Here is a 12,826-nt window from a genome sequence, read left to right on the forward strand (position 1 = left end):
GAGCATTCCCTGGATAAAAACGGAGTTAAGGCAAAAGTCGGGCCGGCAGCAGACGCATCAGCTGCGTGTCGAACCAGGCCACGAAGGCCGGCGACGGCACGGCATCGACCGCCAGATACCACCAATCGGCGGCAGCAAAGGCGCGGCACTTCACCGCGTCCTTTTCGGTCATCACCAACGGCAATGACGGGGTGAAATTCAAGGCCTGCACGCTGTATTCGGCGTGGTCGGCAAACGCGTGGGGCACGGGCTGCCAGTGTAGCGTTTCGAGGGTTTTGAAGAAACGTTGCGGGTTGCCGATCCCGGCCACGGCATGCAGGCGCTGGCCTGGGGCGAAGTGGTCCAGCGACTGGCGCTCGCCGGTTTGCAGATTGACCAGGGCGCTGGGCTGCAACTGAAAGGCAAACCCGTCATTGCGATCCGCCAAGGCGCCGTTATAAAGCACCGCGTCGACACTTTGCAGGCGCTCGACTGGCTCACGCAGTGGACCGGCAGGCAGGCAACGTTGATTGCCCAGGCCGCGAGCGGCATCGATCAGCACCAGTTCCAGATCCCGCGCCAGGCGGTAATGCTGCATGCCGTCATCGGACAGGATCAGGTCCAGCGGTTCGCTGGCCAGCAGCGCTTTGACGGCATTGCTGCGATTGGGGTCGATCATCAACGGCACGCCGGTGCGCTGCACGATCAACAATGGCTCGTCGCCGGCGACGTCGGCGCTTTGATCGGCCTCGACCCGCCACGGCAATTGAGGCGGTTTGGCGCCATAGCCACGGCTGACCACGCCAACCCGCAAACCGCTGCGTTGGCAGTGCTGGATCATCCACAGAATCAGCGGCGTCTTGCCGGTACCGCCCACCGTGATATTGCCGACCACGATCAATGGCACTGGCGGCTGATAGATTTCGCCCTCGCCCGCCAGAAAACGCTGGCGCTTGCCCATGACCACACGCCGATACAACCACTCCAGTGGCCGCAGCAGTTTCAGGGCCGGATGGCCGTTGTACCAGGCGTCGAGCAAACGATCGGACATGGCCATCAGTGCGCCGGCGCCGCCTCGACAGTGGTCATGCGCAAGTGGCTGAAACCGAGCTTGCCGGCAGCGTCCATGGCGGTAATGACGGCTTGATGCTGCGTCTTGCCGTCAGCGCTGATGGTCAGCGGCAGCTTGGTGTCGCCATTGGACTCTTTCTGCAAAGCGTCCATCAGGCTGGCCAGATCGTTCTTGGGCAACAACTGGTTATTGACCGAAAACACGCCGTCGGCGTTGATCGCAATCTCCAGTTGCTTGAGCTGCTGGTCTTCTGCGGGCGAGCCACTGACGGCTTCGGGCAGGTCGACGCGCAATTGGGTTTCACGGGTAAAGGTGGTGGTCACAACGAAAAACAGCAGCAGGACAAACACCACGTCGATCAGCGACACGAGATTGATGTCCACGTTCTCCCGTTGCTTGCGGCGGAATTTCACGCTTTGCCCTCGGCCAGATCAACGTCACGGTCACCCTGCACCACTTCAACCAGCTTGATGGCTTCCTGCTCCATCCCCACCACCAGCTCATCGATGCGCCGTTGCAGGAACCGGTGGAAGAATACCGACGGGATACCGACGATCAGGCCCGATGCCGTGGTGATCAAGGCTTTGGAAATACCGCCGGCCAGCACCGCAGCGTTGGTGGTCATGCCCGTACTCATGAACGAACTGAAGATATCGATCATGCCCAGCACCGTGCCCAACAGACCCAGCAACGGCGCCATGGCGGCGATGGTGCCCAGCGCATTGATGTAGCGCTCCAGCTCGTGGATAACCCGGGCGGCGGCCTCTTCGATGCACTCTTTCATGATCTCGCGACCATGTTTGGAGTTGGCCAGGCCCGCGGCGAGGATCTCACCCAGCGGCGAATTGGCGCGTAATTCCTTGAGTTTTTCCTTATTGAGCTGCTTGTCCTTGATCCAGACCCAGACCTGCCCGAGCAGATGCTCCGGGGTCACACGGCTGGCGCGCAGGGTCCACAGACGTTCGGCGACGATCGCCATGGCCGCGATGGAGCTCAGAATGATCGGCAGCATCATCCAGCCGCCGGATTTGACCAATTCCCACACAGTGACAGCCCCCTCGAAAAAGTGCGCCACTCTAACATAGGGGGATCGGTCCACCGAAGACTGTGATGTCGCATCCGGTCGGGCTTTCATAACGTGCGGTTATGGACCAAGGGGTGGCGGATCGCGCCAGAAGCGCCGCTCCAGGCGCATCGTCGAGGGCGGCTGGAAACTCCCCAGTTGCAAACGAATGGCACCGTGCTCGGCGCTGTCGTAGATCGCCATCCCAAGTTTTGCATAGCGTGCAATGACAGTCGGGTGTGGGTGGCCGAACGAATTGCCCTGGCCACGGGACACCAGTACCGCCTTGAATTGCAGCCCGGCCAGCAACGCCATCGACGACGAACTGCGGCTGCCATGGTGCGGCGCCTGCAACCAGTCGGTTGGCACCGCAAGCGGGCTATCGAGCAGCGCCCGCTCGGTGGGGACGTCGATGTCACCGGTCAGCAGGAGTCGCTCGCCGCTGGCCTCAATCTGCAACACGCAGGATTTTTGATTGCTGTCGCTGGCCGCCGACCATTGCCAGAGCTGGAAGTGGACACCGTCCCAGACCCATTGCTCGCCACTTTCGCAAGGTCCGGCCTGCAATGCGCTGGACAGGCCATCGGGGTCACCGCTGACTGTTCGCTGTACTGGCAGCCCGTTGGCCACGGCGTGTGCGCCGCCGGCGTGATCGGCGTCGGCGTGACTGATGAGCATCAGGTCGAGGCCCTTGACCCCGAGTTTGCGCAACGCGGGCAACACCACCCGCTCCCCCAGATCGGAATCGCGCAAACGCGGCCCGGCGTCATACAACAACGTGTGATGCCGGGTGCGGACGAGAATGGCCAGCCCCTGACCGACATCCAGTTGCCAGACCTCGGCCATGCCCTCAGGCAGCAACTGCCGGGGTGGAAAAACCAGCAACAGCAGCATCGGCCATCCCAACGGTCGCAACGGCACGCCACGCGGCAGCAATAACAGGACGGCCCCCAGAGCCCCTATCGCCCAGCACCAAAGAGGAATGGCCACTGGCACCCACGCGGGCAGTTGACCGGCCATCAACGCCAGCCCCTTGAACATCAGTTCGATCAAACCGCCCGCCAGCCACAGCAGCCACTCCCCCACATAAGGCAGCGGCAGCAACAATGTCCCCAGCAGGGCCGGAGGCAGCACCACCAGACTGATCCAGGGCACCGCCAGCAGATTGACCAATGGCCCGCTGACACTGATCGGCAACCCCAGCACCAGCAACAGCGGACACAAGCCGATTGCGATCAGCCATTGCGCTCGGGTCCAGGTCTGCCACCAGCGCCAGGGACCGAGGCGGCCGCCAAACGTGAAGATCAGCACCGCCACCGCAGCAAATGACAACCAGAACCCCGGTTGCAGGCTAGCCAACGGGTTCAGCAGCAGAACACCGTCAAAGGCCAGCAACAGCGGCCACCAGGCCCCGAGATGACGAAAGCGCAGGCGCCACAGCAACACCAGACCGATCATCACGCAGGCGCGCCGCACCGGTACATCGAAGCCGGCCAGCAAGCCATAGCCAAGCGCCGCCGCGAACGCCAGACCACAGGCCCATGGCAACCAGGGCAAGCGCCCGGGCCACAGCCCATAGCGGGCCAACCCGGCGATGAGCAAATAGACCGATCCGGCCAGCAAGCCGATGTGCTGCCCGGAAATCACCAGCAAATGAACAGTGCCGGTGTCCTGCAACACCTGCCAGTCCTCGCGGCTCAGCCCGGCGCCGTCGCCCAACACCAATGCCGCCAGTGCCCCCTCCCGCCCCTGAGCGTCAACACTGAGCAGGCGCTGTCGGATACCGTCGCGCCAGGCCCGCTGCGCCGGGGCCAGGCGCTGACCATCCTTGACCGAGCCAGTCGCGCCGATGCCTTGCGCCAGCAGCCAGGCCCCATAGTCAAAGCCATGAGGGTTGAGCAGCCCGGTCGGGCGCTTGAACTTCACCGCCAGGCGCCAGCGCTCGCCGCTCTGGACAGGCGGACCAGCATGCCAGGCCAGACGCATCAACGACGGCAATGTCCCGCGCCGCGACTGTGCATCTGCGAGTTCGAAGCGCACCACCGTGTCGTTACTCTGCGGCAAGCCCGTGACCCGCCCTTCGACCCAGCGCGTTTCGCCATCAAGCTTGATCGACAAGCGGTCATTCAACGCCGACTGCGCGTAGCCACAGGCCCAACTGAAGCCGAACAGATAAAACGCCAGTGGATACGTTCTGAACGGCAGGAGCATCAACCCCACCACCGGCAGCAACAGCCAAACCCATACCGGCGGCAATGCCGGTAAAAAACGTAACGTCAGGAGCCCGAGCCCCAGCGCCACCATCCCTGTGCGCATAAGCCCGTCCTTGAGAGTCCCCTCCCTAGGCATAGCCGTCCCGACGCATGGCTGTCGTTATCAATTGTCACAAAGTCTGAATGGGCGCTTCATGGAATCCAGACATACTTGCCGCCTGAACCGACCGAGAAGCCTTATGCCCCGGCGCTTATTCAAACGTTACATGCCAGACCCAACCAGCATCAGGGAACACAAATCCTTACGCTTTCTCGGCACCCTGCTGCATGACCCGAACCTCTGGCACCTCAATCGCCACTCGGTAGCCCGGGCCATGGCGGTGGGTCTGTTTGCCGCGTTCCTGCCGATTCCGTTGCAGATGCTGGTGGCGGCGATTCTGGCCATCATGGTCCGGGGCAACATGCCGATTGCCGTCAGCCTGGTCTGGCTGACCAACCCGATCACCATGCCGGCCGTGTTCTTCTGCACTTATAAGACCGGTGCCTGGCTGATGAATGTGCCCGCCCGTTCGATGCCGGACGCATTGACCTGGGAATGGATCAGCGGCGAGCTTTCGACGTTATGGCAACCATTTCTGCTGGGTTCGGTGGTAACGGGGCTGGTGCTGGGGGCATTGGCCTATTGCCTGACCATGCTGTATTGGCGCTGGTGGGTGGGGCGGCAGTGGAAGCGGCGCAAGCAACGCCGGATGTGAGAATGCAAAACGGCCTCCGAGGTGGAGGCCGTTTTTTTGTGGTGTCTGGACTGACCCCTTCACAAGTAAGCCCATGCCCACAGGGGATCTTTGGTGCGACATGGATCCAGTGTGGGAGCGAGCCTGCTCGCGAAAGCAGGCGACACGGTCAAACGTCAGGTACGCATCCCGCGCCCACTCACCAGCAACCGCGCACAACCGACATACAGCACCACGGTCGCCACCAGCATGAAGGTAATCGCCACGCTGATCTTGATGTCCGACACCCCGAGAATGCCGTAACGGAAGGCGTTGACCATGTGCAACACCGGGTTGGCCAGGGACACGGTCTGCCAGAAAGGCGGCAGCAAGGTGATGGAATAGAACACCCCGCCCAGGTACGTCAGCGGCGTCAGTACGAAGGTCGGGATGATCGAGATATCATCGAAGTTGCGTGCAAACACGGCGTTGATGAAGCCCAGCAGCGAGAAGATCGTCGCCGTCAGCACCACCACCAGCAGAGTGATGCCCAGGTGATGCACCTGCAAATGGGTGAAGAACAGCGACAGCAGCGTCACGATAACCCCGACCATCAACCCGCGCAGCACGCCGCCCAGGGTGTAGCCGATCAGAATCGTGTGCGGCGATACCGGCGACACCATCAATTCCTCGATGGAGCGCTGAAACTTGCTGCCAAAGAAACTCGACACCACGTTGCCATAGGAGTTGGTGATCACCGACATCATGATCAGCCCCGGCACGATGTACTCCATGTAGGTGAAGCCACCCATGTCGCCGATCTGCCGGCCAATCAGGTTACCGAAGATGACGAAGTACAGAACCATGGTGATCGCGGGCGGCAGCAGGGTCTGCGGCCAGATCCGGGTAAAACGCCGGACCTCACGGTAAACGATGGTATTGAGCGCGACGAGGTTGGGCTGCAGCTCGGAACTCATACCGCCACCTTCGACAGATTTTTCTCCACCAGGGACACGAACAACTCCTCAAGGCGATTGGTTTTGTTGCGCAGGCTCAGCACTTCAATGTTCTGCTGCGCCAGTTGGGTGAACAGCGCGGTGATGCCCATGGCCTTGTCCACCTGCACTTCCAGCGTATGGCCGTCGACAAGGCGGGTCGGATATCCCAGCAGCTGTGGCGTGGTGTTCAGCGTGTTCTTGACGTCGAGCAGGAAAGTTTCCACATGCAACTGGCTGAGTAACTGCTTCATGCTGGTATTTTCGACGATGGTGCCGTGGTCGATGATGCCGATGTTGCGGCACAACTGCTCAGCCTCTTCCAGATAATGCGTGGTGAGGATGATGGTAATGCCTTTCTGGTTCAGTTCGGTGAGGAACGTCCACATCGAACGCCGCAGCTCGATATCGACTCCTGCCGTCGGCTCGTCGAGGATCAACAGGCGCGGTTCGTGAACCAGTGCGCGGGCGATCATCAGCCGGCGCTTCATGCCACCGGACAGCGAACGGGACGGCACATCGCGCTTGTCCCACAGGCCCAGTTGGGTCAGGTACTGTTCGGCGCGTTCCTTGGCGATTTTCGCCGGAATGCCGTAGTAACCGGCCTGGGTCACGACAATGTCGAAGGTCTTTTCGAACTGGTTGAAGTTGAATTCCTGGGGCACCACGCCGATGGAGCGCTTGAGCTGCGCAGGATTCTTGTCCAGGTCGTGACCAAAAATATTCACTGTGCCGCTGGTCTTGTTCACCAGGGTCGAGAGAATGCCGATGGTCGTGGATTTGCCGGCGCCGTTGGGGCCGAGCAAGGCGAAGAAGTCACCTTCGGCAACATCCAGATCGATACCACTCAAGGCCTGGAAACCGTTGCCGTAGGTTTTGGTTAGCTGCCGGATGGACAGAGCGGAACTCATATCGGATTTACGCACCAAGAAGGGAAGAAAGGAATAAACAAGGGCGGGCGGCGACTGAAACAACCACGGCGCATGAATGCAATGGTGCTTGTCGCCGCCACACAAGTACAGTCAAGTGTGTCGATAGTGAGTATTAAGTCAACGCAGTCATGACCGCTTTTTGGTACGCCGGACGTTGTTTCAATCGGCCATACCAGGCTTCAAGGTGTGGCGCGGGCGCACGTTCGATGGGCATTTCGAACCAGGCATAAATGAAACAGCCAAGCGGGATATCGCCCATGCCGATCTCGTCGCCAGACAGATACGGTTTGCTCGCCAGCGCCTGATCGGCCATGGCCAGCAACTGCTCGCACTCCTTGATTGCCGCATTGATGGCCGGCCAGTCCTGTTTGTCCTTCGGGGTGCGCAACACGCCCCAGAACACGGTGCGAAACGGGCCGGCAAAACTCGAAGTGGTCCAGTCCATCCATTTTTCCGCCGAGGCGCGAGCCTGGAGGTCTGCCGGATACCAGGCCGAATCACTGGCATGCCGGGCCATCAGGTAACGAACGATGGTGTTGGATTCCCACAACACAAAACCGTCATCCTCGATCACCGGCACCCGGCCGTTGGGGTTCATCGCCCGGTATTGCGGTGTGTCCACGACACCAAAGGCGCCGCCCGCATCAATCGCTTCATAGGCCAGGCCGAGCTCTTCGGCGGCCCACAATGGCTTTCTGACATTCGACGAATTTTTCCGACCCCAGATCTTCAGCATGACCGCCTCTTTTTGGATGAATGCGCAGGCAGCATACGCCGGATCAGCCGCGACTCAAATCGCTCTGCATGTCGCCCAGCAGCGTAGGCGACTGCTCGCCGAACAAATGCGGATAGCACTTTTGCAGGTGCTCGAAAAAGAACACTTCGGGGACATCGGCGAACTGGCCATGATCCACCAGATACTCCATCAACTGCTCACCGTCGCGGTTGAAAGGGTGGAAAACACTGTCGTTGATCCCGTCGAACTCCAGCGGCGCCACATTGAACAGTTCACAGAGTTGCTGATTGAACGCCGGCGTCGCCTTGACCCAGCGATCATTGAGATACAGTTCGGTGTAACCGTGCATGGCGAACATGTCGCTCTTGAGCAGTTCGAGCAGGCGCGGCGTAGACAGGTGATTGCGCACGTCCGCCAGGCCGATGCGCGCCGCAATGCCGCAATGCCGCGCCGCACCGGCCAACAACGTGGCCTTGGGCACGCAATAACTTTCCCCGGTCGCCAGCGCATAGCTGCCACACAAGGTGTTCGGGTTGCGGCTGAAGGTATAGGGGTTGTACCGCACGGCTTCGCGCACGGCGTAATAGAGATTGATCGCCTGCTCGAGCGGGTTACGACTGGCACCGCGGTGTTCTTCGGCGAACTCCATCACTGAGGGATGGTCACTATCGATGAAGCGGCCGGGACGCAGATACTCGTGCATGAGAACGATCTCCTGGGGAAGCCCCGAGTCTAGCGACAGGTTCAGCACAGAGATAACGACGTTTCGGCCAAACATGGGCGCATTGCCGCGCAGTTGGCGAACGATTTCCCACGCGTGTTGCCCACCGAACCTACAAATTTCATCCATGGTTTCCCACGATTTCAAACACATCGCTCTGACCACCCTGTTTTGCGGATGCCGTCTAAGCTCTGAAGGTTGGTTTTGCCTTGGTTTCACGGAGGATTGAATATGCTGTTGTTGTGGATACTGGTTTTGGTGGTCGGCGTGGCCTTTCTGGCTCATCGCCGTATCGCCCCGCTGCCCGCCTTGGGCATCGTTGCCGTTTATGTCGTGGCGATGGGCGCCTTCAGCCGTGCGCCGGGCTGGTTGCTGCTGATTTTGTGGATATTGATCGCCGCCGTCGCGGCGCCGTTGCTGCTGCCCGACTTGCGTCGCAAATTCTTCAGCGCGCCGCTGTTCAACTGGTTCCAGAAAACCTTGCCGCCGATGTCGCAAACCGAGCGCGATGCCATTGATGCCGGCACGGTGTGGTGGGATGGCGAGCTGTTCAGCGGGCGTCCGGACTGGAACAAACTGCTGTCCTATCCAAAAGCGCAACTGAGTGAAGAAGAACAGGCCTTTATCGACGGCCCGACCGAAGAACTCTGCGCCATGGTCAGCGACTGGCAGATCGGCCAATCCATGGATCTGCCGCCCGAAGCCTGGAGCCACATCAAGGAACACGGCTTTTTCGCCCTGATCATCCCCAAGGAGTTCGGCGGCAAGGGCTTCTGCGCCTACGCCCACTCCCAGGTCGCGATGAAACTGGCGACCCGCAGCGGCGACCTCGCGTCCACCGTGATGGTCCCCAACTCCCTCGGCCCGGCCGAGCTGCTGCTGCATTACGGCACCGACGAACAACGCAATCATTACCTGCCGCGGCTGGCCCGTGGTGACGATATCCCGTGCTTCGCCTTGACCGGCCCGCTGGCTGGCTCCGACGCCGGGGCGATGCCCGACACCGGAGTCATCTGCAAAGGTGAATGGGAGGGCAAGGAAACCCTGGGCCTGCGCCTGAACTGGGAAAAACGCTACATCACCCTGGGCCCGGTCGCCACCCTGCTCGGCCTGGCCTTCAAGGCCTATGACCCGGACCACCTGCTGGGTGACAAGGAAGACCTGGGCATCAGCCTGGCGCTGATCCCGACCGATACCGCCGGCGTTGAAATCGGCCGTCGTCACCTGCCGCTGGGCGCCGCGTTCATGAACGGGCCAAACCAAGGCAAGGACGTGTTCATTCCGTTGGACTTCCTCATCGGCGGCCAGGAAATGCTCGGCAAGGGCTGGATGATGCTGATGAACTGCCTGTCGGTTGGGCGTTCGATCTCGTTGCCGGCAGTCGGCACCGGCGCGGCCAAGTTCACCAGCCTGGTGACCGGCCAGTATGCGCAGGTGCGTGAACAGTTCAACGTCCCGCTGTCGGCCTTCGAAGGCATTCAGGAGGCCATGGCCCGTATTGGCGGTAACGCCTGGATGATGGACGCTGCGCGGATGCTCACCGCCAACGCGGTGGATCTGGGCGAAAAGCCCTCGGTGCTGTCGGCGATTCTGAAATATCACCTCACTGAGCGCGGCCGTGAGTGCATCAGCCACGCCATGGACGTGCACGGTGGCAAGGCAATCATCATGGGGCCGAACAACTACCTGGGCCGCAGTTGGCAAGGCGCGCCGATCTTCATCACCGTGGAAGGCGCAAATATTCTCTCGCGTAACCTGATGATCTTTGGCCAGGGGGCGATTCGCTGCCATCCTTTCGTTCTCAAGGAAATGGCCCTGGCAGGTCGTGAAGACAAGGATCAGGCACTCGTCGAGTTCGATGGCCTGCTGCTCAAGCACATCGGTTTTGCCGTGAGCAATGCCGCCAGCACGCTGGTGTTGAATCTTGGATTCGGGCATTTCGAACACGCGCCGGGCAACAAGCTGAGCCAGAATTATTTCCGCGCCCTGAACCGTCAAGCCGCCGCATTCGCCATGCTCGCCGACCTGAGCATGATGCTGCTGGGCGGCGAACTGAAACGCCGCGAACGCCTGTCGGCACGGCTGGGGGACGTACTCAGCAACATGTACCTGGCGTCCGCCGCGCTCAAGCGCTATCACGACCTCGACTCACCGGAGCACATGGCGCCGCTGTTCGCCTGGGCGATGGAAGAAAGCCTGGGCCAGTCGGAACGTGCGCTGGATGAACTGCTGACCAACTTCCCGAGTCGGGTGTTGGGCGTGCTGTTGCGGGTGATCGTGTTCCCGTTTGGTCGTCGCCACAAAGGGCCGTCGGATAGACTCGACGCCGAAGTGGCGGCCGTGATTGGCCGAGCCAAAGGCGATCCGACGCTGGAGGAGTTGCTGGCCGGGTGCTACCGCCCACAATCAGCTGACGACCCGGTCGGCGCGCTGCAACATGCCAGCAACCTGCTGAGTGCCGCACAACCGTTGCAGAAAAAACTGCATGTGGCGCTCAAAAGCGGTCAGGTCAAACCGACAGCTGGCGAACATGCCATCGATGCGGCCCTGGAGGCCGGCGTGTTGCAACCGGTTGAAGCGCAGACCCTGCGAGACGCCGAAGCGGCGCGACGCAAGGTGATCGACGTCGACGATTTTGCCAAAGAGGAACTGGCACCAGCTGAGGGCAAAATCCGCTGATCGGACGAGCCATCATGTCACTCACATGTAGCTCTTCATATAAAATCGGGCGCAGGGGCTTTATACTCCCGCGCCCGTTTTGCTCTTGAGGACTTATCTCGTGTCCAACGTCGTTGCCGATCATCTCGTCTTGCTCGACCACCTGCGCAGCATCCTGGTCGCCGTGGGTGAGGCCGAACAGGTTCCCGAAGAAAGCCATGCCCTGTTCCTGGAGCGCTTCGACGAACTGCGTGCACTGCTGCCGGTCGACCCGATCGAAAGCCAGTACCTGGGCCAGGACATCCTGTGCCAGGTCATCACCCGTTACCCGCAAATTGCCCACCTGGTCCCGCGCGACCTGCTGTGGTACTTCGCCGGCGACTGCCTGCATTACATGCCCGATGACGAAATCGACCTGTATCAAGCTCTGGAAGAGCGTCGTTTCGAAGCCGAACAGAACGACGAACCGTTCGACTGGAATCAGGAAAAACAGCTGCTGGCGATGTCCAATCAGGACAGCAAGCACTGATCCCGAATCAGTGATGCAAAAGGCCCGCATGGTGATCCATGCGGGCCTTTTTTCATGTTCAAAGATCAAAAGACCGCAGCCTTCGGCAGCGCCTGCAAATGATCGGCGCAGGCTGCGATCTTTTGATGTTGTTTCAGAGCAACCCATCGCCCTCTGGCAACTCGTATTGCGCCGCGACCACGCCCAAGGCACTTGGCTTGCCACGCTTGCTCAAGGTCGGCTCCTTCTCCAGGCATTCCACCAGATAGTCGATAAACACCCGCAGCTTGGGCGGCAGGTAACGAGTGGGCGAATGCAGCAGCCAGGCGCCGCCATGGTAGGAGGCCAGGAACGTCCAGTCCGGCAACACCTGCACGATCAGGCCCTGCTCCAGTGCATAACGCGCAGTGAAATACGGCAGGCTGCCAATGCCGATGTGCTGCAACACCGCACCCAATCGCACGCCCGTGTGGTTGGCGGCATACCGCCCGCGCACACCGACGGTCACCGCCTTGCCGCCCTTCTTGAATTTCCAGCGCGCATCGCTCGGGGTTTCGCCCAGATAGATGCAACTGTGGTTGAGCAGATCGTGCGGATGAGTCGGCGTGCCGTGTTCGGCCAGGTACTGCGGCGTTGCGCAGAGCAAGTGGTCAATGGTCAGCAGTTGACGTCCGACCAGCCCGGCTGGAGGGCGATCGGTTATCCGAATGGCCAGATCGACGTTGTCATCGATCAGATCCACCTGCCGGTCTTCGAGCAACAATTCCACGTCGACTTTGGGATAGCGCCGCAAAAACTCCGGCATATGCGGGTGAATCACAAAGCGTCCCACGGCTTTGGGCACACTGACCCGCACCAACCCTTCCGCCTCGTGGGTGAACTGACCGCTGATTTCCATCACCGACTTGGCAGCGCTGACCATCTCCTGACAACGCTTGAACACCTCTTCACCGCCATCGCTCAAGCGCAACTTGCGTGTGGTGCGCTGCAACAGGCGGGTGGCCAGGGCCTTTTCCAGACGCGAGATGCTGCGGCTGACCGCCGAAGGCGAAGAACCCAATTGACGAGCCGCTTCGGAGAAACTGCCGGTCTCGACGACTTTGACGAAAATCGCCATTTCACCCAACAGCGGTAGCGGAAGATTTATGCTCACAGCGCAACAGTCCTTTGATGTTTGAACGGATTATCACGCAATTCCACGCTTCATATAATAAAAATAGAAACTTTAATAAGGGC

General features: G+C 60.5%; 12 protein-coding genes. 3 read left to right on the forward strand and 9 right to left on the reverse strand.

Annotation, left to right across the window (positions count from 1 at the left end):
• Positions 1–25: 25 nt before the first annotated feature.
• The 4 genes from lpxK to POF45_RS08000 form a co-directional block, all read right to left on the reverse strand.
• Positions 26–1,036 carry a tetraacyldisaccharide 4'-kinase gene (lpxK, locus tag POF45_RS07985; protein WP_282315491.1) on the reverse strand — a complete coding sequence of 337 codons (1,011 nt, stop codon included), beginning with the start codon at positions 1,034–1,036 and terminating at the stop codon, positions 26–28.
• Positions 1,036–1,464 carry an ExbD/TolR family protein gene (locus POF45_RS07990; RefSeq protein ID WP_259495657.1) on the reverse strand — a complete coding sequence of 143 codons (429 nt, stop codon included), beginning with the start codon at positions 1,462–1,464 and terminating at the stop codon, positions 1,036–1,038. Before POF45_RS07990 ends, lpxK begins: the two co-directional genes overlap by 1 nt.
• On the reverse strand, positions 1,461–2,096 hold the full coding sequence (locus tag POF45_RS07995) for a MotA/TolQ/ExbB proton channel family protein (RefSeq protein WP_019689340.1): 636 nt from the start codon (positions 2,094–2,096) through the stop codon (positions 1,461–1,463). The genes POF45_RS07990 and POF45_RS07995 overlap by 4 nt, the downstream gene beginning before the upstream one ends.
• A gap of 99 nt (positions 2,097–2,195) precedes the next feature.
• Positions 2,196–4,430, reverse strand: a complete 2,235-nt coding sequence (locus tag POF45_RS08000; RefSeq protein WP_282315492.1) for a DNA internalization-related competence protein ComEC/Rec2 — start codon at positions 4,428–4,430, stop codon at positions 2,196–2,198.
• 136 nt (positions 4,431–4,566) lie between these two features.
• Here POF45_RS08000 and POF45_RS08005 point away from each other — a divergent pair, with 136 nt between their 5' ends.
• Entirely contained in the window at positions 4,567–5,082 is a 516-nt protein-coding gene (locus POF45_RS08005; protein WP_259495659.1) for a DUF2062 domain-containing protein, read from the forward strand.
• A 155-nt stretch (positions 5,083–5,237) separates the two neighbouring features.
• On the opposite strand, the gene POF45_RS08010 is transcribed toward POF45_RS08005, so the two are convergent.
• The 4 genes from POF45_RS08010 to POF45_RS08025 all read right to left on the reverse strand — a co-directional run bounded on the left by POF45_RS08010 (position 5,238) and on the right by POF45_RS08025 (position 8,406).
• Entirely contained in the window at positions 5,238–6,017 is a 780-nt protein-coding gene (locus POF45_RS08010; protein WP_259495661.1) for an ABC transporter permease, read from the reverse strand.
• Positions 6,014–6,946 carry an ABC transporter ATP-binding protein gene (locus tag POF45_RS08015; RefSeq protein ID WP_259495662.1) on the reverse strand — a complete coding sequence of 311 codons (933 nt, stop codon included), beginning with the start codon at positions 6,944–6,946 and terminating at the stop codon, positions 6,014–6,016. Before POF45_RS08015 ends, POF45_RS08010 begins: the two co-directional genes overlap by 4 nt.
• Before the next feature lie 133 nt (positions 6,947–7,079).
• Entirely contained in the window at positions 7,080–7,703 is a 624-nt protein-coding gene (locus tag POF45_RS08020) for a glutathione S-transferase family protein (RefSeq protein ID WP_282315493.1), read from the reverse strand.
• Between the two features lie 43 nt (positions 7,704–7,746).
• Positions 7,747–8,406 (reverse strand): transglutaminase-like domain-containing protein, encoded by a 660-nt coding sequence (locus POF45_RS08025; RefSeq protein WP_259495664.1) that lies wholly within the window; start codon positions 8,404–8,406, stop codon positions 7,747–7,749.
• Positions 8,407–8,655: 249 nt separating this feature from the next.
• Here POF45_RS08025 and POF45_RS08030 point away from each other — a divergent pair, with 249 nt between their 5' ends.
• Positions 8,656–11,103: an acyl-CoA dehydrogenase gene (locus tag POF45_RS08030; protein WP_282315494.1), complete on the forward strand. Its 2,448-nt coding sequence runs from the start codon at positions 8,656–8,658 to the stop codon at positions 11,101–11,103.
• A gap of 100 nt (positions 11,104–11,203) precedes the next feature.
• On the forward strand, positions 11,204–11,611 hold the full coding sequence (locus POF45_RS08035; protein WP_007905217.1) for a PA2817 family protein: 408 nt from the start codon (positions 11,204–11,206) through the stop codon (positions 11,609–11,611).
• A gap of 133 nt (positions 11,612–11,744) precedes the next feature.
• Here POF45_RS08035 and POF45_RS08040 read toward each other — a convergent pair whose 3' ends face one another.
• On the reverse strand, positions 11,745–12,743 hold the full coding sequence (locus POF45_RS08040) for a LysR family transcriptional regulator (RefSeq protein WP_259495666.1): 999 nt from the start codon (positions 12,741–12,743) through the stop codon (positions 11,745–11,747).
• Positions 12,744–12,826: the final 83 nt, after the last annotated feature.

The organism is Pseudomonas fungipugnans, from assembly GCF_029955235.1.
GTDB classification, from domain to species: domain Bacteria; phylum Pseudomonadota; class Gammaproteobacteria; order Pseudomonadales; family Pseudomonadaceae; genus Aquipseudomonas; species Aquipseudomonas fungipugnans.